The organism is Collinsella aerofaciens, from assembly GCF_020709435.1.
GTDB classification, from domain to species: Bacteria; Actinomycetota; Coriobacteriia; order Coriobacteriales; family Coriobacteriaceae; genus Collinsella; species Collinsella aerofaciens_AU.
This window is the reverse complement of record NZ_JAJFDP010000001.1, coordinates 93,997-112,293: the sequence shown is the minus strand read 5'-3', so window position 1 is coordinate 112,293 and position 18,297 is coordinate 93,997. Positions and strand designations below refer to the sequence as shown.

Genomic DNA, 18,297 nt, shown 5'->3' with positions numbered 1-18,297 from the left:
AGTCGCGGATGCGAGCCACGTCGAACCAAGTTATCCGTCCTCTCGACAGCAATGAATCAAACCGTGGTTCATGGTACACCCCGGCAATAAAAGCAATGAGACACCGGTTGTATTGCACGCCAAGAACAGATGTTGCACACGCGCAGCCCACAGATAATGGGTGTCGACGCACGACGCGTCGAGCCCTCCCCTAGTCGAGCACGACGAGCTCGGCGGGATCGTAATCCACGCCCATAAACGTAAGGCCGCAGGCAGGAGCCGTGGGGCCCGCAGCGGTACGGTCGCAAGCATCGATGACCTCGCGCATCCACTCGGGTTCACGGCGATGCATGCCAATCGCGACAAGCGTGCCAACGATCGTACGGACCATCGAATGCAGAAACGCATTGCCCTCGATGGTAAACGTCAGGATGTCCTCGCCAAACGCAACCTCATGGCCAAACTCGGCGCGCATTACGCAGCGGTGCGTAGGTTTGCCCACGGCAGAAGCAACCTTGCAAAAGCTTTTAAAGTCCTGCTCGCCCAGCAGCGCGGGGCAGGCAGCAGACATAGCCTCAACATCCAAGGGATAGCGATGCCACCACACCGCACCGCGGGACAGCACGGGGCGCGCATCTCGATCGGCAATACGGTACGTATACGTACGGGAACGCGCGTCAAAACGTGCAGAAAAGCCTTTACGGGCCTTGTAGACCTCGTTGATGGCGATATCTTTGGGCAGCAGGGCATCCATAGCCCGCAGCCACCTACGGCGCGTTAGGGCGAGCTCAGCGTCCGTTACGGGCACGCTGATGTACTGAGCCACGGCATGCACGCCGGCATCGGTGCGACCCGCGCACGTCAGATCGATCGGACGGCGAAGCAGCGTCTCGATGGCTCGACGCAGCTCACCCGCAACCGTCGTCTGTCCCGGCTGCTCGGCAAAGCCGCTATAGGACGAGCCATCGTATGCCACGCGGAAAACGAGCGTGGCATCGAGCTCTGGAATCGAATTGAAATCAGACGGCGCGGTCATGGGCGCTCCCAACAAACAGGCAATGGCATTTCGACAAAAAAAGAGGGGTACGCGAACGTACCCCTCGAATATAGCCTATGCAGACGGATTGTCTACTCAGCGGTCTCCTCAGCAGGAGCCTCCTCGGCAGCCTCGACCTTCTTGGGAGCAGCGGCCTTCTTGGGGGCCGGAGCAGCCTTCTTGGCCTTAGGCGTGCAAGGCTCGGTGACGAGCTCCATGATAACGATGGGAGCGTTGTCGCCCTTGCGGTTACCGAGCTTCATGATGCGGGTATAACCGCCGTTGCGATCCTGCCACATACCCTGGGCAGCCTTGTCGAAGATCTCGGCAACGAGCTGCTTATCGCCGAGCTTGGCGATAGCCAGACGACGAGAGTGCAGGTCGCCCTTCTTGGCCCAAGTGATGATCGGATCGACGACCGAACGCAGCGCCTTAGCGCGGGTCTCGGTGGTCTTGATGCGGTCGTTCTCGAAGAGGGCCTTAGCAAGGCTCTTCTTCATGGCCTTGGTGTGGCTCGCATCGGTGCCGAGCTTCAGGCCCTTCTTAACGTTGTGACGCATGGTCTAGTTTCTCCTCAAATATGCGAAGCATTAAGCCTTCAGGCTCAGGCCCATGGACTCAAGCTTGTCCTTCACTTCCTCGATCGACTTAACACCGAAGTTACGGATGTTGAGCAGATCGTTCTCCGAGAACTCAACGAGCTGACGGACCGAGTGAATGCTGGCGCGCTTAAGGCAGTTGTAGGAACGGACGGAAAGGTCCAGATCCTCGATCTGCTTGTCCAGCTCGGCGTTGTCGTTGGTGACCTCGGGAGCGAAGATCGAAGCCTCCTCCTCGACCTCGGGGGTCTCGGCAAGGTTCATAAAGGCGGCCATATGCTGGTTGATGATATTGGCAGCCTGGACCACGGCGTCGCGCGGGGCGATGGAGCCGTTGGTCTCGATCTCGAGGACAAGGCGGTCGTAGTCGGTGTGCTGACCGACACGGCAAGCCTCAACGAGCTTGGCGCAACGGGAAACCGGCGAGTACAGCGAGTCGACGTGGATCACACCGATGGGATCGTTGTCGCGCTTGTTGGCCTCGCCAGAAACATAGCCGCGGCCATAGCCGATGCGCATGCTCATGGTGAGATGGCCACCCTCGGTGAGCGTAGCAATGTGCTGCTCGGGGTTGACCAGCTCAAACTCGGACGGAATAAAGAAGTCCGCACCGGTGACCTCGCAGGGGCCGTCAACCGAGATGGTGGCGGTCGCCTCGTCGGTCGTGCCGAGAGCCCTGAAGACAAGACCCTTGACATTCAGGACGATGTCGGTGACATCCTCGACCATGTTAGGGATGGTCATGAACTCGTGCTGCGCACCATCGATCTGAATAGCCTCGACGGCGGCACCCTCGAGCGAGGACAGAAGAACGCGACGAAGGGAGTTACCCAGCGTATCGCCGTAACCACGCTCGAGCGGCTCGACGGAGACACGAGCAGACGTCTCGTTGATCTCTTCGACCTGAACCTGAGGCCTAATGAATTCTGACATGTATTACCTCCAGCCTCAGCAGCCCGGATGGACTACTTAGAGTAGAGCTCGACGATGAGCTGCTCGTTGATATCACCGCTGATCTGCTCACGCGTCGGCAGAGCGAGCACGTTACCAGACAGCTTCTCGATATCGACCTCGAGCCAGCCAGGGACCTCAAAGCGCTCGGAGGAAATCAGGGCCTCCTTGATGGGGAGGAGGTCACGGAACTTCTCGCCGACAGCGACGACGTCGCCGGCCTTGACGCGGTAGGACGGGATGTCCACGCGCTTGCCGTTCACGGTGAAGTGACCGTGACGGACGGACTGACGAGCCTCTTTGCGGGTGCGGGCGAAGCCAAGACGGAAGACGACGTTGTCGAGGCGAGACTCAAGAATGATCATGAGGTTCTCACCGGTGACGCCGTTCATCTTACGGGCCTTGTTGAAGTAGCCGTGGAACTGCTTCTCCAGAACGCCATAGATGAACTTGACCTTCTGCTTCTCGCGCAGCTGCATGCCGTACTCAGATTCCTTGCGACGGCGCTTGGGCTGACGGATAGATTCCTTCTTGCTGCTGTAACCGAGCTCAGCGGGATCGATCCCGAGCTGACGGCAGCGCTTAAGAACAGGAGTCCTGTCGATTGCCATATTGATACGATCCTTTCAGTTACACGCGGCGACGCTTCTTGGGGCGGCAGCCGTTGTGCGGAATGGGGGTCTTGTCCTGGATGCTCGAGACCTCGAGGCCAGCAGCCTGGAGGGAGCGGATGGCGGTCTCACGACCGGAGCCGGGGCCCTTGACGAAGACGGAAACCTTCTTCATACCGTGCTCCATGGCCTGCTTGGCAGCAGCCTCGGCAGCCATCTGGGCAGCGAACGGCGTGGACTTACGGGAGCCCTTGAAGCCCACCTGGCCAGCCGACTTCCAGGAAATGACGTTGCCCTGGGGATCGGTGATCGAAACGATCGTGTTGTTGAACGTAGAACGAATGTGAGCCTGGCCCACGGAAATGTTCTTACGGTCCGCGCGCTTCAGACGGGCAGCGCGAACGTTCTTCTTAGCAGTAGCCATCTATCTAGCGCTCCTTATTTCTTCTTCTTAGCACCGATCTGACGCTTCGGGCCCTTGCGGGTACGAGCGTTAGTGTGGGTGCGCTGGCCGCGGACCGGGAGGCCCTTGCGGTGACGAAGGCCGCGGTTGCAGCCGATGTCCATAAGGCGCTTGACGTTCTGGTTGCGCTCACGGCGGAGGTCGCCCTCAACCATGATCTGGTTCTTATCGATATAATCGCGGATGGCGTTAACCTCATCCTCGGTGAGGTCCTTAACGCGCGTATCCACGTTAACGTTGCACTCGACGCAAATCTTCGTCGCAGTGGTGCGGCCGATGCCGTAAATGTAGGTCAGACCGATCTCAACGCGCTTCTCACGCGGGAGGTCGACACCATTAATACGGGCCAACGTAGTCTCCTCTCTTAACCCTGACGCTGCTTATGACGGGGGTTCTCGCAAATGACGAGGACCTTGCCATGGCGCCTAATGATTTTGCACTTATCGCACATCTTCTTGACCGAAGGACGTACCTTCATCGTTCTTCCTTTCGGTAGCGCTCAAACTACTTCCCTACTATCTACTCGCCCAGCCGCAGGCGTTTAAAACTATGGCTGGTCTTCACACACAATCCGACCGTAGGTTGAGCTAAGCCTGCAGTCGGAAATGGAGTGCGTGTATGCGTGCCGCTATTTGTAGCGATAGGTGATGCGGCCGCGGGTCAGGTCGTACGGGGAAAGCTCCACGACAACCCTGTCACCGGGGAGAATACGGATGTAATTCATTCGGATCTTGCCAGAAATGTTGCACAGAACCGAATGACCGTTCTCGAGCTCGACCTTAAACATGGCGTTGGGCAACGGTTCCTTTACCGTACCCTCGAGCTCAATTGCGTCTTCCTTCTTCACAAGCAATCATCTTTCTCTAGAAAACGACAGCGATTGAGTATTCTACAACACGTATGCACGCATCGTAATAACTTCGTAATGGCTCCACAACTAAGTGGAACTTGTTACATTTCTCCGCCTTGGAGCGAACACCAAGCACCTTGCGCATCCGTGGTGAGAATCACCGGGCCGTCATTGGTAATGGCGACGGTGTTCTCGTAGTGCGCGGCGGGCAGGTGGTCGTTGGTCGTGACGATCCAACCGTCGGAACCCGTGCTCACATGGTTGGAACCCATCGTAACCATCGGCTCAATGGCAATGACCATGCCGGCCTGGAGGCGAACGCCCCTCCCCTTCTTTCCATAGTTAGGAACGTTGGGGTCCTCGTGCATCACGCGGCCAATGCCATGGCCCACATAATCACGAAGCACGCCGTAACCGTGAGACTCGGCGAGGGACTGAACGGCATAACCGACGTCCCCGATATGGTTACCGGGAACAGCCTGCTCGATGGCAGCCTTAAGGCAATCGCGCGTGACCTCGCACAAAGCCTTGGCTTCGGGCGTGGGGGTGCCGACGAAAAACGTCCAAGCGTTATCGCCGACCCAACCGTCGACAACGGCTCCCGTATCAATGGAGATGATATCGCCATCGCGCAGGATCATGTCGGGGTTGGGAATACCGTGAACCACGGCATCGTTGATCGATGCGCAGATGGTTCCCGGGAACCCGCCGTAGCCCTTAAAGGCCGGGGTGCCGCCATGCATGCGGATAATCTGCTCCGCGAGCTGATCGAGCTCAAAAGTCGAAACGCCGGGGCGCACCATGGCTCCAACGTGGCGGAGCGCCATCTTAGATAGCGCTCCTGCCTTCTTCATCTGCTCGATTTGCGTTGCAGACTTAATCTTGATCATAGACCGAGAGCCTCTTTGACATCCCCGTACACGGTCTCGCGAGCCTGGTTACCGTTGACCGACTTGAGCAGACCCTGGCCACGATAGTAGTCAACGAGCGGGCTCGTGGACTTCTCGTAGACGTCGAGACGGTTCTTGATGGTCTCGGGCTTGTCGTCGTCGCGCTGATACATCTCGCCACCGCACTTGGGGCAGGTGGCATCGGCAGCGGTGCCGGTGTAACCGCAGGCGCGGCAGGTGCGACGCGAAGACAGACGATCGATAATGACCTCGGGGGCCACATCGACCAGAAGGGCGCAATCGATCTCGCGACCCATGGCGGAGAGCTCGGAATCGAGCGTCACAGCCTGGGCGGTGTTGCGCGGGAAGCCGTCGAGGATGAAGCCCTGCTGGGCGTCATCGGCGGCAAGGCGCTCCTTGACAAGGTCGATCACGAGCTGGTCGGGAACGAGCTCGCCAGCGTCCATGTACTTCTTAGCCTGAATACCAAGCTCGGTGCCACCCTTGACGGCAGCACGCAGCAGGTCGCCCGTGGAAATATGGGCGACGCCAAACTCGGCGACGAGCTCCTGTGCGACGGTGCCCTTACCGGCACCCGGAGCTCCGAGCAATACGAGGTTCATGAGCAATCCTCCTCTAGCCTATTTAAAGAATCCATCGTAATCATACATCTTGATCTGGCCTTCGAGCTTATCGACCGTGTCGAGCACGACGCCGACCATGATGAGGATGGACGTGCCGCCAAATGCCTGGATCAGATGGTTACCCGTGAAGGAGAAGATGATCGAAGGCACGATGGCGATGAGCGCCAAAAAGACAGCGCTGGGAAGCGTGATCTTGTTGAGCGCGTTCTTGATGTAGGCCGCGGTAGCCCTACCCGGACGGACGCCCGGAATAAAGCCGCCCTGCTTCTTAAGGTTATCGGCCGTGTCATCGGGGTTGAACACCATGGAGGTGTAGAAGTACGCGAAGAACACGATGAGGACAACGTTAAGCACCCAGTTGAGCCAACCGGTCGAAAGCGCGGAGGCAACTGCCTGAATCCAGCCGATGCCGGGGAAGAACACGGCAATCTGAGCCGGGAAGTACAGCAGCGCCGAAGCGAAGATGATCGGCACGACACCCGCGGTGTTGACCTTGATGGGCAGGTAGGTGGTCTGGCCACCCATCATGCGACGGCCCACGACGCGCTTAGCGTAGGAGACCGGGATGCGGCGCTGGCCGCGCTCAAGGAAAACAATCAGCGGGATAACCAGCAGGATGATGGCGCAGATGATCACCATGGTGATGATGCCACCGGCGTTGCCCTCGGTGCTGGAGAAGATAGCCTGCGGCAGACCGGCCATGATGTTCGCGAAGATGATCAGCGACATGCCATTGCCGATACCGCGCTGGGTGATGAGCTCACCAATCCACATGATCAGCATGGCGCCCGCGGTGAGCGTACCGACGATCATGAGGTCGAAGATGATCTCGGGAGCGCCGGCGCCATTGAAGCTGATGCCGAAGCTCTTAAAGAGGAAGAGGTAACCCACGGAGTTGAGGATTGCCAGAGCCAGGGTGAGGTAACGCGAATACTGCGTAATCTTGGTCTGACCGACCTCGCCCTCGCGGGCAAGCTCATGCAGGGAAGGCACGACGGCCTGGAGCATCTGGAGGATGATCGAGCTGGTGATGTAAGGCATGATGCCCAGCGAAAACACCGACACATAGCTCAACGCGCCGCCAGAGAAAAGATTCAGGAGGGCCATAGCACCTGCGGCGACCGAATTGTTATCGGTCGAGAAAAGGCCCAGCATCCCCTGGAAGGGAATGCCGGGCACAGGAACGTGCGCACCAATGCGGTACACGACGAGCATAGCTATGGTAAAAAGAATCTTTTCGCGCAATTCTTTGATGCGGAAAGCATTCTTAAGACCATTTAGCACGGCAGCTCGACCTTTCCGCCGGCGGCCTCGATCTTGGCCTGCGCAGAAGCGCTGACCTTGTCGACCTTGACCGTGAACTTCTTGGTGAGCTCACCATTGCCGAGCACCTTGACGGGCTCGAACTCGCTCTTGGTGATGCGAGCGGCCTTAAGAGCGGCACCGTCGATCACAGCGCCGTCCTCGAACTTACGCTCGAGACGCTCAACGTTAACGGCGGTGTACTCGATACGACGGGGGTTGCGGAAGCCCGGAAGCTTGGGCAGGCGCATGGCCAGCGGAGTCTGGCCACCCTCGAAGCCGGCACCCTTGGTGCCGCCAGAGCGGGAACCCTGGCCCTTCTGGCCGCGGCCAGAAGTGGTGCCGTGACCCGAAGAATTGCCACGGCCGACGCGCTTGCGGTTCTTGGTGGAACCGGGCGCGGGAGTAAGATCGTGAAGCTGCATTTGCTACTCCTCTACAATCTCGACAAGGTGCTTGACCTTGAAGATCATGCCGCGGACGGACTCGTTGTCAGCAATCTCGCGAACCTCGCGGATCCTGTGGAGACCGAGGGCACGGACAGTACGGACCTGGTCCTGCTTGCAACCGTTGGTGCTGCGGACCTGCTTGATCTTGATGGTGTCAGCCATGCTTAGTTCTCCTTACCGACGAACATCTCGGAGACCGTCAGGCCACGGCGAGCCGCGACGTCCTCAGGGCTGGAGAGCTCCTTGAGGCCCTCGACGGCAGCCTTGATGATGTTGAGGCCGTTATCGGTACCGAGGGACTTGGACAGGACGTTCTTGATGCCAGCAAGCTCGAAGAGGGGACGCACAGCGCCGCCGGCGATAACGCCGGTACCCTCGACAGCGGGCTTGATGATGATGCGGCCGGCACCAAAGTGGCCGAGAACCTCGTGCGGGATGGTGCCCTGCTCGGTCACCGGCACGTGGAACATGTTCTTCTTGGCATCGAGAGATGCCTTGGAGATGGCCATGGGCACCTCAGCGGACTTGCCCATGCCAACGCCGACGTTGCCCTTGCCGTCGCCAACGACGACGAGAGCGACGAGGCTCATGCGACGACCACCCTTGACGGTCTTCGACACGCGGTTGATGTAAACGACGCGCTCCTCGAACTCGGAGGCCTCGCGCTGCTGCTTCTGATTACGAGCCATGTGCTACATACCTCCTAGAACTCGAGACCGGCGGCACGAGCACCGTCGGCGAGGGCCTTGACGCGGCCATGGTAGATACGGCCACCGCGATCGAAGGCGACCTTGGTGATGCCGGCCTCGATGGCGCGCTTGCCAACGAGCTGACCGACCTTCTCCGCAGCCTCCTTGTTCGAGGTGTGGGTGCCCTTGAACTCGGCCTCGAGGGTCGAGGCAGAGACGAGCGTCAGGCTGGAGCCCTTGCTGTCGTCGATGATCTGGGCATAGATGTTGGCGTTAGTACGGGTCACGCGAAGACGCGGACGCTCGGAGGTACCCGAGACCTTGCCGCGAACACGACGCTGACGACGCTTGAGGCCTTCCAGCTTCGCCTTATGCTTGTTCATACGTAAACTCCTAAAAAGGTTGATCTTGCCAGCACCTGACGGGGTGCTGGTCTTATGCGAGTGAGTCGGTTACGACTACTTGGCGGCCTTACCCAGCTTGCGGCGGATGTGCTCGCCAACGTAGTGGATACCCTTGCCCTTGTAAGGCTCGGGAGGACGATGGCCGCGGATCTCAGCGGCAATCTGACCGACCTGCTGCTTGTTGATACCCTTGACGTTCACGTGGGTGTTGTCGGGAACCTCGAAGGTGATGCCCTCGGGAGCCTCGACGATCACGGGGTGCGAGAAGCCCAGGGAGAACTCGAGGTTCTTGCCCTTCTGCTGCACGCGGTAACCGACGCCGGCGAGCTCGAGCTTCTTCTCGAAGCCCTCGGAAACGCCAACAACCATGTTGTGGATGAGGGCGCGGGTGAGGCCGTGGCGGGCACGGGTCTCACGCTCGTCGTCGGGACGGGAAACGGTGAGGACGTTGTCCTCGACGTTGATAGCGAGCTTCTCAAAGACATCGAGCTCGAGCTGGCCCTTGGGGCCCTTGACGACAACGTTGTTGCCGTTGACTGCCACTTCGACTCCGGCGGGAATCTGGACAGGCTTATTACCGATACGAGACACGGTGATCTCCTTTCCTTCTACCTACCGAGCGAATTACCAGACGTAAGCGATGATCTCGCCGCCGACGTTGTGCTTGCGAGCATCGCGGTCGGTCATGACGCCATGGCTGGTGGAAATAATGGCGGTACCAAGGCCACCGCGGACGCGGGGCATGTCGGCAACGCCGGTGTACTTACGCAGGCCCGGCTTGGAAATGCGGCGGATGCCGTTGATGACCTTAGCCTTCTTGGGACCATACTTAAGCGTGATGTGCAGAGTCTTCTGGGGAACGGTGTCCTCGACATCGTAGCCCTCGATGTAGCCCTCCTCGTGCAGAACACGAGCGATCTCGACGAGCTTCTTGCTGCTCGGCATGGAGACCGTGGCCTTGTTCACAGAGTTAGCGTTACGGATGCGCGTAAGCATATCTGCGATCGGGTCTGTAAGGTTCATACAGATTCTCCTTCGTTCTTGATGAACACGTGCTCTTGGTTCTTCGCCGCCCTTAACGGCAAAGCCTTTTTAGCGCGTTTTCCCTGTTCCAAACTGATGCTTGAAACGCTGGTAGTGACTTACCAGCTGGCCTTCTTAACGCCGGGAAGCTCGCCCTTGAGTGCAAGCTCGCGGAAGCAGACACGGCACAGGCCGAACTTGCGGTACACAGAGTGCGGACGGCCGCAGCGCTGGCAGCGCGTGTACTCACGAGTAGAGAACTTCTGCTTGCGATTGCACTTGACGATCATCGATGTCTTAGCCACTTATATCCTCCTCACATAGAGTATTGTTCGCCCCAAGCGCCGCCCCCTTGTGGGAACGGCGCTTATAGGGCAGGTGAACCTATTTCTTGAACGGGAAACCGAAGGCGTCCAGAAGGGCCTTGGCCTCCTCATCGGTGTTGGCGGTGGTCACGAAAGTGATGTCCATACCACGCTGGTGATCGACGGAATCGAAGTCGATCTCGGGGAAGATGAGCTGCTCGGTGACGCCCATGGAGAAGTTACCACGGCCGTCGAAGCTCTTGGCGGAAATGCCGCGGAAGTCGCGGATACGGGGGATCGCGACGGAGGTCAGACGATCGAAGAACTCCCACATACGGTCGCCACGCAGGGTAACCTTGCAGCCGATCGGCATACCAGCGCGCAGGCGGAAGGTAGCGATGGACTTACGGGCACGGGTGATCATCGGCTGCTGTCCGGTGATGGCGCGCAGGTCGCGCACGGCACCGTCGATGGCCTTGGAATCGGTAGCGGCCTCGCCGACACCCATGTTCACGACGATCTTCTCAAACTTGGGGATCATCATGACGTTCTCGTACTGGAACTTGTCCTGAAGCTGCTGCTTGACCTCGTTGTTGTACTTGGTCTTCAGACGCGGCACATACTTCTCTTCTGCCATTGTTCACTCCTTCTTGGGGTTTTAAGCACGGGGCGTGGCCACGATGGGTTGTCCTCGTGCCTCCTGGCTGCATCCGCGCCGCTCATGGCATTTTGCGGTTTGGACTCGACGCAGCAGGAGCCGACAAAACAATCGGTACTATACGCGCATCGTGAGCGTATTTCCAGAAAAACCTCGTCTGCCTGCACAACTCCACAACTCCCCCGCACAAATGGGTCCCAACAAGCAGTTGCGGTGAAATAGGGACTGTTGGGCGGCCTAACAGGCTTAAACAATCCGTATTTCACCGCAACTTATTGGTGGGGATGCGATTAGCGCTTGCGGGGGACGAGTTTGGTGCGTCGCAGGTGGATCATCTCGGCGGCGATGGAGATGGCGATCTCCTCGGGGTCCTCGGCCTCGATGGCGACGCCGATCGGAAGGTGCAGCTCGTCGATCTGGTCCTGCGTAAAGCCTTCCTGCTCCAGGCGGGCACGCACAAAGGCCGTCTTGCGGCGCGAACCCAGACAGCCCAGGTAGGCAGGCTTGGCGCGCATGGCCTGAATCACCACGTCGATATCGGACTTGTGACCCGCCGTGGCGACGACCACCAGGTCGCGCGGGCCGATGGGGCACTGCTTGCTCAGGCTCTTGTAGTCGACCAGACGACGGTCGTAGACACCGGGCACCCAATCGGGGGTCAGCGTTCCGGGGCGGTCGTCGCACGCCACGACGGCAAAGCCCGCCGCCATGAGCACCCGCGCCGTCGCGGCGCCCACGTGGCCGCAGCCAAAGATATAGGTCAGGCCCTCGGGGCAGAGCGTCTCGATGTGCGCGGGAGGAATCTCGGAGGCGGCGTTAGTGTAGGTGACGTTACTCCCCTCCTCCACCAGTGAAAGCCCGGGGCAGCCCGCAATGGTATGGCGCGATGCCTCGCCATGGTACTCGGCCACATCGCCCTCGAGCGCGCTCGCGATAAACGGCTCAAAGTCGATGACGAAGTCGCCGATGCGCCGATAGACCAAGACGTCGGCAATTTCCTGGAACAACGGTGCCTGGGTCGCATCCAGATGCAGATAGCACAGGCAGATGGCTCCGCCGCAGATCATGCCGGTATCGGAGTTCTCGCCGCCCATGGTGTAGCGGACCAGACGCGACTGTCCCGCGCTCAGGAGTTCGCGCGCCTCATCCAGCGCAAAGAGCTCAATCTTGCCGCCGCCGATAGTGCCCGCCTGGCTGCCGTCGGCAAAGACGGCCATCCAGGCGCCCACGCCGCGCGGCGACGACCCCGCCGTGCCGGCCACGACCACGAGCTCGCACGTCTCGCCAGCACGCAGGGCGGCAAGCGCCGCATTCACAACATCGAGCTTTTCCATTGCCGCCTTCTATCCTCTAAAGATATCGGTGAGCATAGCGAGTGCCTCGAGCACGCCGCCGCCGACCGACGCCGCCTTGTCCGAAATGTAGTTGATATAGCTGGCATCGCCGCGCGGATCGACATCGGCGCATTTAAAGCCCTCAGTCACCTGCACGCCGTTCGCCAAAAGGCCGCGCAAGCAGCCGTCAATCTGCGTGATCATGGGCGTATCGTCCGCGTAGCCAATCACGTCTCCGGCGCTCACGATGTCGCCGATTGCGCGGTCGGACCGAAACACGCCGGCGGCGGGGCTGTGGATAACACGCTCCTTGCCGTATCCGCCGATCATGCCTGGCACACCCGTGTTGGGCTGGGGGGAGCCCTGGGTAATCACGCGGCCCAAAAAATGCCCGCGCATGGTCTCGACCACGGCGTCGCAATCGACCGGCGCGGTAAAGCCCGGCCCCACGGCGATGACGACAGGCGCCATATCGCGCGTGGTGCCCAAGTTGCGCTTGGCCAAAATCGCATCGACCACGGCAGCGGGTTTCAGTTCGTCGAGCATCCTGGCCCGGGGGTCCACCACCACGGCGACGTCTCCGGCCTCGGTAATTGCAAGCGCCTCTGCCGGCGTCTGCGCCAAGCGAGCGCGGATGCCCTCGACCTGGACCTCGCCCAAGCGAATGGCCTCGCAAAAACTGATTGTGCGACGGATGCACGTGGGAACCGCGATATCGGCCATGACAACCGACACGCCGGCGCGCACCAAGCGAGCGGCGACGCCCGTGGCGATATCGCCGGCGCCGCGAACATAAACGAGCATTCCCGGGACACCTCCCTGTGCTACGGTTTGAGCAGAGCAAAAGCGGTTCGACCGCTACTCTGATGATTATTTATTATCACAGTATTATACGGCGGTGAACAGATGGAAACGGTTAGCGGCAATCTTGCCTCGGCGCTCAGGATCGAGCCGGGCATTACCGCGATTATCGGCAGCGGTGGCAAGTCGACCTTGCTAAAGACGCTCGGCCTTGAGCTTATGCGCGCTGGCGGCCGCGTGCTCCTCTGCACCACCACGCGCATGCTCCCCGTCGCCGGCGTGCCATGGGACGGGTCGAGCCGTCGCCTGGACGCCGCGCCCTGGAAGCCAGGTGCCCCACACGCCCCAGGCTGCACCTGCGAGGCCTGCGCGGGGCTTGTGCGGGGAAGCATCTGCCAGGCAGGCGTCTTGGACCCCCAGACGGGCAAGCTCTCCTCCCCTGCCGAGCCGCTCGACCAGCTGGCGCAGCGCTTTGACTACGTCCTGGCCGAGGCGGACGGCAGCAAGCGGCTCCCGCTCAAGGCCCACGCCGCCTGGGAGCCGGTGATTCCCTCTGGCACGGCCAACATCGTCTGGATCGTCGGCGCCTCAGGGCTCGGCAAGCCCATCCACGAAGCCGTCCACCGCCCCGAGCTCTTTTGCGAGCGTTGCGGCTGCGAGCTCACCGACATCGCCACGCCCGAGCGCGTCGCACAGGTGCTCAATGCCGAGATACGGGTGATGGAACTCAGCACCGCACGCGTCATGCTCAACCAAGTCGACACGCTCAGCGACCCCACGATGGCCGACCGCTTCGAGGCAGCCCTCGGCCGCCCCCTCATCGCCACCAGCCTCAAGGGGTAGCTAATTTGGGACGGGGCTCTTTTAGCTACCCCATGTTGAGAGAAAAATCATCAGGCAGGCAAGGGTAGCTAAAAGAGCCCCGTCCCAAATTAGCTACCCTGGCGGCCTTCCTGTTAGCGGGGGACGTAGCGGCCGGGTTGGGCTCCGGTGGGCTCGCCGTCGCACGCGGCCAGCACGCCGTTCACAAACACTGCCTTGGCGCGGCCGTGCGCCTCAAAGCCCTCGAGCGGCGTGTAGTCCACGGCCTGATGCTGCGTCGCGGCGCTGATCGTCCAGCGCGCCTTGGGATCCCACACGCACACATCGGCATCGGAGCCCTCGGCAAGACATCCCTTGCGCGGATACATGCCAAAGACGCGCGCCGGGTTCTCGCTCATCAAGCGGCACAGATCCTCGGGACCCAGCTGTCCCTCAAAGCTCGTAGCGATCGCGACGGGGCGATGCTCCACACCGGGCCCGCCGTTGGGAATCGCGCGGAAGTCGTCGCGCCCGCGGTCCTTTTGCCCGTGCAGGTTAAAGCTGCAGTGGTCGGTCGCGATCGTATCGATCTCGCCGGCCACAAGCGCCTCGCGCAGTGCCGCACGGTCGCCCGCATGGCGCAGCGGCGGGCTCATCACATATTTGGCGCCCGCAAAGCCGTCCTCGCCCTGCTCCAAATAGCACGTATCGTCGAGCATCAGATACTGAGGGCAGGTCTCGACATAGATATTCTTCTGCCCGCGCGCCTTGGCGGCACGGATGGCCTCGAGCCCCAGCTTGGTCGAAAGGTGAACCACGTTGACCGGTACGTCGCCGGCCAGGTGCGCCAGATATAGCAGGCGGCTCACTGCCTCGGCCTCGCACACGTCCGGACGGCTGAGCGCGTGGCCCTCGGGCCCGTGGATACCTTGCTCAAACACGCGCTTCTGCAGCTTGTTCACCAGCGTGCCGTTCTCGCAGTGCACGCACAGGATGCCACCCACGCGCTTGAGCTCCTCAAGCACCTCGAGCGTCTCGGCATCGTCCAAGCGCAGGTGATCATAGGCAAAGTAGGTCTTGAACGACGACACGCCCGCCTCGCGCATGGCCGAAAGGTCGGCACGGTTGCGGTCGTTCCACTCGGCAAGCGCCATATGAAAGGCGTAGTTGGACGTGCAGGTTCCGTCGGCGCGATGATGCCACTCGGCCAAGGCATCGGGCATGGTCACACCGCGGTCGGCCGTCGCATAATCCACGATTGTCGTGGTACCGCCACAGGCAGCCGCACGTGTGCCGGTCTCAAAGCTATCAGCCGTCCAATCCATACCGGTCCAGCACTGCATATGGGTATGTCCATCGATAAAGCCGGGGAATACCCAGCAGCCCGTGGCATCCTGCACGGTGTCGTCCTCGCCCGGCTTAATCTCCGCGGCAATCCGCACGATTTTGTCGCCATCCATGGCAAGGTCGGCGCGACGAAGCCCCTGGGGCGTCACGAGTGCGCCGTTTTTGATGATGATCATAATTGCTCCTTATTGATTGATGCAGTTGGCCACGCGATCAAAATACGAGCAGGCGGCGATGTGCTCCGTTATACGACGCTGCCCCTTTGCAGTATCGACATCCCAAAGCTCGTAGGCACGCGCCTCGACCAGCGCAATGTCGGTGCGACCCCCGAGAATCGAGCCTCCGCCGTCTTTGCCTTCGAGAAGCATAAGCGCGTCGAACAGCTGCGCCGGAAAGAGCACCGGACTCGAGGGCTCGCCATTGCACGCCAAGCGCACCGGATGTTTGCAGTCGCGCTCGTCAAATGCACGAACCATGGCCTTAAAAGAATCCGAGCTCACGAGTGGCTGGTCGCCCGGCAAAAAGAGGCAGCCTTTCCAGTTGCGCCCGGCTCCCCAGGAAAGACCCGCACGAATGCTCTCGCTCCTGAGCGAACCGTCATGCAGCACGCACGGGCAATGCTTGTCCTCGCAAATCTGAGCGACCTCGGGCCAACGCGTCGAAACCACGACGTCAAAGCCTCTGGGAACCGAGTCGATGGTCCAGGCAATCAGCGGCTTGCCATAGATATCGGCGAGCATCTTGTTGGAACCAAACCGCTTGCCCTCGCCCGAGGCCATAATCACGCAACCGAGCTTCATCTCCGCAAACCTCCCCTGGCCGCCTTGGACACCATAGTTGCTATACCCACCATTCCAAGCTCACACTCCGTCGGAACAGGCACGCGCCAGTTTTCCAGCAAGCGCTCCCCAGCTCTCCATAGCACAAAGGAGGGCACCCCGCGACGCAGGGCACCCTCCTCAATGGTGCAGATATGCCTACTCAGCGTCGCCGGTAAACGTGGTACCGGTCTTGCCGGCAAGACCGTCACGCGCCTTCTCGAGCAGCGTGATGAGCGCCGTACGGCCCGGCTTGCTCTCGGCAAACGTCGAGGCAGCCTGAACCTTGGGCAGCATGGAGCCGCGACCGAACTCGTTGGCCTCGGACAGACGCTTTACGTCAGCCGCGGTCAGCGTGTCGAGCCACTGCTCGTGGTCGGTGCCAAAGCCAATGGCAACCTTCTCCACGGCCGTCAGGATAATCAGGGCATCGGCATCGAGCTGCTCGGCGAGCTTCTCGGCCGCAAAGTCCTTATCGATGACGGCGGCAGCGCCCTTAAGGTGGTTGCCCTGGGCCTTGGTGACGGGGATACCGCCACCGCCGCAGGAGATCACCACGTGGTTGGTCTCGACGAGCGACTTGATGGTGTCGAGCTCGACAATGTTCACGGGCTTGGGCGAGGCCACCACGCGACGGAAGCCCTGCTTCTCGTCGTGGATGAACTGGTAGCCGCGGTCGGCTTCCAGCTCCTTGGCCTCGGCCTCGCTCATCCACGGGCCAATCGGCTTAACGGGATCGGCGAAGGCCGGGTCGTCCGCCGCAACCTCGACCTGGGTGAGCACGGTGGCGACACCCTTGTCGATATTGCGGTCGAGCATTTCCTCGCGCAGGCCGTTCTGCAGGTCATAGCCAATGTAGCCCTGGCTCATGGCACCGCAGACGGACAGCGGGCAGGGAATGTACTTCTCGGGGTTAGAGCGCGTGAGCTCGGCCATCGCGTTGGCGATCATACCCACCTGGGGACCGTTGCCATGCACGATGACGACCTCGTTGCCCTCCTCGATCAGGTCGACGATGGCCTTGGAAGTCGTCTTGACGGCCTCCATCTGCTCGGGAAGGTTGGCACCGAGGGCGTTTCCGCCCAGGGCGACAACGATACGCTTAGCCATTTCTCAGCCCAGCTTTAGGCCTGGAACCAACGGGCGGTGTTGCGCTCGTCGAGGGCCTTGAGGGTAGCGGCCGGATCGGCAACCTTCTGCAGGAACATCATGGCTGCGATGGCGTACGGCTTGTAGCTGGCCTCCTTGTACATGCCCACGCGGTGCATGTCGAAGACGTCGGCGTTGACCTCGCCGTGCTCGCAGGAGACACCGGAGATGTCGGCGGGCAGCGGGTGCATAAAGATGGTGTCCTGGCCGTTGGCGGTCTTCTCCATGAGCTCGGTCGTGGAGCACCAATCCTGATGCGTAGCGTTCTGAGCGAGCAGTTCCTTCTCGAGCGCAGCGATGCCGGCGTCGTCGCCCTCGGCGTACAGGTTGGTGCGCTTCTCCATGGCGGCAAACGGAGCCCAGCTCTTGGGGATCACGATGTCGGCGCCCTCGAAGGCCTCGGCCATGGTGTTGACCTGCTTAAAGGTGGTGCCGGACTCGGCGGCGTAGCCCTTGGCGCGCTCGACGACCTCGGGCATGAGGTCGTAGCCCTCGGGGTGAGCCAGGGTGACGTCCATGCCAAAGCGGGGCAGCAGGCTGATCAGCGACTGCGGGCAGGACAGCGGCTTGCCGTAAGAGGGCGAATAGGCCCAGGTAACAGCGACCTTCTTGCCCTTGAGGTTCTCAAGGCCGCCAAACTCGTTGATGAGGTAGAGCATGTCGGCAGAGGACTGCGTGGGGTGATCGGAGTCGGACTGCAGGGAGATGAGCGTGGGACGGTGATCCAGAACGCCGTCCTCGTAGGCCTGCTGGACAGACTCGGAGACCTCGGCCATGTAGGCGTCGCCCTTGCCGATGTACATGTCGTCACGGATGCCGATGACGTCGGCCATGAAGGAGATCATGGTAGCGGTCTCGCGGACGGTCTCGCCGTGGGCGATCTGGGACTTCTTCTCGTCCAGGTCCTGCAGCTCAAGGCCGAGCAGGTTGGCGGCCTTAGAGAAGGAGAAGCGCGTACGGGTGGAGTTGTCACGGAACAGGGAGACGGCCAGACCCGAATCGAAGATCTTGGACGAGACGTTGTTCTCGCGCAGCTCGCGCAGGGCGTCGGCGACGATGTAGAGCGCCTTGAGCTCATCGGTGGTCTTATCCCAGGTGTGCAGGAAGTCGCTGCCGTACATGCCCTTAAAATCGAGGCCGTTCAGCTGCTCGACGAGCTCGGTAAACTTGGCGTCCATGTAAATATCCTTTCGA

At 60.7% G+C, this 18,297-nt stretch carries 26 protein-coding genes; 1 reads left to right on the top strand and 25 read right to left on the bottom strand.

Translation table 11 applies throughout. The features are described 5' to 3' along the window. Positions 1–190: 190 nt before the first annotated feature. The 21 genes from truA to yqeB form a co-directional block, all read right to left on the bottom strand. Positions 191–1,015 carry a tRNA pseudouridine(38-40) synthase TruA gene (gene truA / locus LK493_RS00565; RefSeq protein ID WP_055287449.1) on the bottom strand — a complete coding sequence of 275 codons (825 nt, stop codon included), beginning with the start codon at positions 1,013–1,015 and terminating at the stop codon, positions 191–193. Between the two features lie 92 nt (positions 1,016–1,107). Beyond that, complete coding sequence (rplQ, locus tag LK493_RS00560) at positions 1,108–1,575, bottom strand: 50S ribosomal protein L17 (RefSeq protein ID WP_055287451.1); 468 nt, start codon at positions 1,573–1,575, stop codon at positions 1,108–1,110. A gap of 30 nt (positions 1,576–1,605) precedes the next feature. Continuing rightward, positions 1,606–2,547: a DNA-directed RNA polymerase subunit alpha gene (locus LK493_RS00555; RefSeq protein WP_006235276.1), complete on the bottom strand. Its 942-nt coding sequence runs from the start codon at positions 2,545–2,547 to the stop codon at positions 1,606–1,608. Between the two features lie 32 nt (positions 2,548–2,579). Continuing rightward, entirely contained in the window at positions 2,580–3,176 is a 597-nt protein-coding gene (gene rpsD, locus LK493_RS00550; protein ID WP_006235275.1) for a 30S ribosomal protein S4, read from the bottom strand. A gap of 19 nt (positions 3,177–3,195) precedes the next feature. Beyond that, a complete protein-coding gene (gene rpsK, locus LK493_RS00545) occupies positions 3,196–3,600 on the bottom strand; it encodes a 30S ribosomal protein S11 (protein WP_006235274.1) in 405 nt (134 codons plus the stop codon). A 14-nt stretch (positions 3,601–3,614) separates the two neighbouring features. Then, positions 3,615–3,989, bottom strand: a complete 375-nt coding sequence (gene rpsM / locus LK493_RS00540) for a 30S ribosomal protein S13 (protein WP_022094275.1) — start codon at positions 3,987–3,989, stop codon at positions 3,615–3,617. Positions 3,990–4,003: 14 nt separating this feature from the next. Further along, entirely contained in the window at positions 4,004–4,117 is a 114-nt protein-coding gene (gene rpmJ / locus LK493_RS00535) for a 50S ribosomal protein L36 (protein WP_006363204.1), read from the bottom strand. A 150-nt stretch (positions 4,118–4,267) separates the two neighbouring features. Continuing rightward, positions 4,268–4,486: a translation initiation factor IF-1 gene (gene infA / locus LK493_RS00530; RefSeq protein WP_035137443.1), complete on the bottom strand. Its 219-nt coding sequence runs from the start codon at positions 4,484–4,486 to the stop codon at positions 4,268–4,270. 104 nt (positions 4,487–4,590) lie between these two features. Further along, positions 4,591–5,379 (bottom strand): type I methionyl aminopeptidase, encoded by a 789-nt coding sequence (gene map, locus LK493_RS00525; protein ID WP_006235270.1) that lies wholly within the window; start codon positions 5,377–5,379, stop codon positions 4,591–4,593. Further along, positions 5,376–6,002: an adenylate kinase gene (locus tag LK493_RS00520; RefSeq protein ID WP_227789765.1), complete on the bottom strand. Its 627-nt coding sequence runs from the start codon at positions 6,000–6,002 to the stop codon at positions 5,376–5,378. The genes map and LK493_RS00520 overlap by 4 nt, the downstream gene beginning before the upstream one ends. 18 nt (positions 6,003–6,020) lie before the next feature. Further along, positions 6,021–7,307: a preprotein translocase subunit SecY gene (secY, locus tag LK493_RS00515; RefSeq protein WP_035137447.1), complete on the bottom strand. Its 1,287-nt coding sequence runs from the start codon at positions 7,305–7,307 to the stop codon at positions 6,021–6,023. Next, on the bottom strand, positions 7,301–7,750 hold the full coding sequence (gene rplO / locus LK493_RS00510; RefSeq protein ID WP_006235267.1) for a 50S ribosomal protein L15: 450 nt from the start codon (positions 7,748–7,750) through the stop codon (positions 7,301–7,303). The genes secY and rplO overlap by 7 nt, the downstream gene beginning before the upstream one ends. A gap of 3 nt (positions 7,751–7,753) precedes the next feature. Beyond that, a complete protein-coding gene (rpmD, locus tag LK493_RS00505) occupies positions 7,754–7,936 on the bottom strand; it encodes a 50S ribosomal protein L30 (protein ID WP_006235266.1) in 183 nt (60 codons plus the stop codon). Positions 7,937–7,938: 2 nt separating this feature from the next. Then, positions 7,939–8,463: a 30S ribosomal protein S5 gene (rpsE, locus tag LK493_RS00500; RefSeq protein WP_006235265.1), complete on the bottom strand. Its 525-nt coding sequence runs from the start codon at positions 8,461–8,463 to the stop codon at positions 7,939–7,941. A gap of 14 nt (positions 8,464–8,477) precedes the next feature. Next, the gene (rplR, locus tag LK493_RS00495) at positions 8,478–8,846 is read right to left on the bottom strand and encodes a 50S ribosomal protein L18 (RefSeq protein ID WP_006235264.1); all 369 of its coding nucleotides are present in this window, start codon (positions 8,844–8,846) and stop codon (positions 8,478–8,480) included. A 75-nt stretch (positions 8,847–8,921) separates the two neighbouring features. Further along, complete coding sequence (rplF, locus tag LK493_RS00490; RefSeq protein ID WP_006235263.1) at positions 8,922–9,458, bottom strand: 50S ribosomal protein L6; 537 nt, start codon at positions 9,456–9,458, stop codon at positions 8,922–8,924. A 33-nt stretch (positions 9,459–9,491) separates the two neighbouring features. After that, positions 9,492–9,890 (bottom strand): 30S ribosomal protein S8, encoded by a 399-nt coding sequence (rpsH, locus tag LK493_RS00485; RefSeq protein ID WP_006235262.1) that lies wholly within the window; start codon positions 9,888–9,890, stop codon positions 9,492–9,494. 119 nt (positions 9,891–10,009) lie between these two features. Then, positions 10,010–10,195, bottom strand: coding sequence for a type Z 30S ribosomal protein S14 (locus LK493_RS00480; RefSeq protein WP_022094280.1), 186 nt, complete (start codon positions 10,193–10,195; stop codon positions 10,010–10,012). Between the two features lie 79 nt (positions 10,196–10,274). Then, complete coding sequence (gene rplE / locus LK493_RS00475) at positions 10,275–10,832, bottom strand: 50S ribosomal protein L5 (RefSeq protein ID WP_006235260.1); 558 nt, start codon at positions 10,830–10,832, stop codon at positions 10,275–10,277. A gap of 311 nt (positions 10,833–11,143) precedes the next feature. After that, entirely contained in the window at positions 11,144–12,187 is a 1,044-nt protein-coding gene (locus LK493_RS00470; protein ID WP_227789764.1) for an XdhC family protein, read from the bottom strand. A 9-nt stretch (positions 12,188–12,196) separates the two neighbouring features. Further along, on the bottom strand, positions 12,197–12,991 hold the full coding sequence (yqeB, locus tag LK493_RS00465) for a selenium-dependent molybdenum cofactor biosynthesis protein YqeB (protein WP_227789763.1): 795 nt from the start codon (positions 12,989–12,991) through the stop codon (positions 12,197–12,199). A gap of 102 nt (positions 12,992–13,093) precedes the next feature. Here yqeB and yqeC point away from each other — a divergent pair, with 102 nt between their 5' ends. Further along, the gene (gene yqeC / locus LK493_RS00460; RefSeq protein ID WP_227789762.1) at positions 13,094–13,831 is read left to right on the top strand and encodes a selenium cofactor biosynthesis protein YqeC; all 738 of its coding nucleotides are present in this window, start codon (positions 13,094–13,096) and stop codon (positions 13,829–13,831) included. Between the two features lie 113 nt (positions 13,832–13,944). Here yqeC and hydA read toward each other — a convergent pair whose 3' ends face one another. The 4 genes from hydA to ygeW form a co-directional block, all read right to left on the bottom strand. Further along, a complete protein-coding gene (hydA, locus tag LK493_RS00455) occupies positions 13,945–15,312 on the bottom strand; it encodes a dihydropyrimidinase (protein ID WP_227789761.1) in 1,368 nt (455 codons plus the stop codon). A gap of 9 nt (positions 15,313–15,321) precedes the next feature. Beyond that, a complete protein-coding gene (locus LK493_RS00450; RefSeq protein WP_227789760.1) occupies positions 15,322–15,936 on the bottom strand; it encodes a nucleotidyltransferase family protein in 615 nt (204 codons plus the stop codon). A 177-nt stretch (positions 15,937–16,113) separates the two neighbouring features. Continuing rightward, entirely contained in the window at positions 16,114–17,064 is a 951-nt protein-coding gene (gene arcC, locus LK493_RS00445; protein ID WP_227789759.1) for a carbamate kinase, read from the bottom strand. Between the two features lie 14 nt (positions 17,065–17,078). Next, entirely contained in the window at positions 17,079–18,281 is a 1,203-nt protein-coding gene (gene ygeW / locus LK493_RS00440) for a knotted carbamoyltransferase YgeW (protein WP_055252229.1), read from the bottom strand. Positions 18,282–18,297 lie beyond the last annotated feature (16 nt).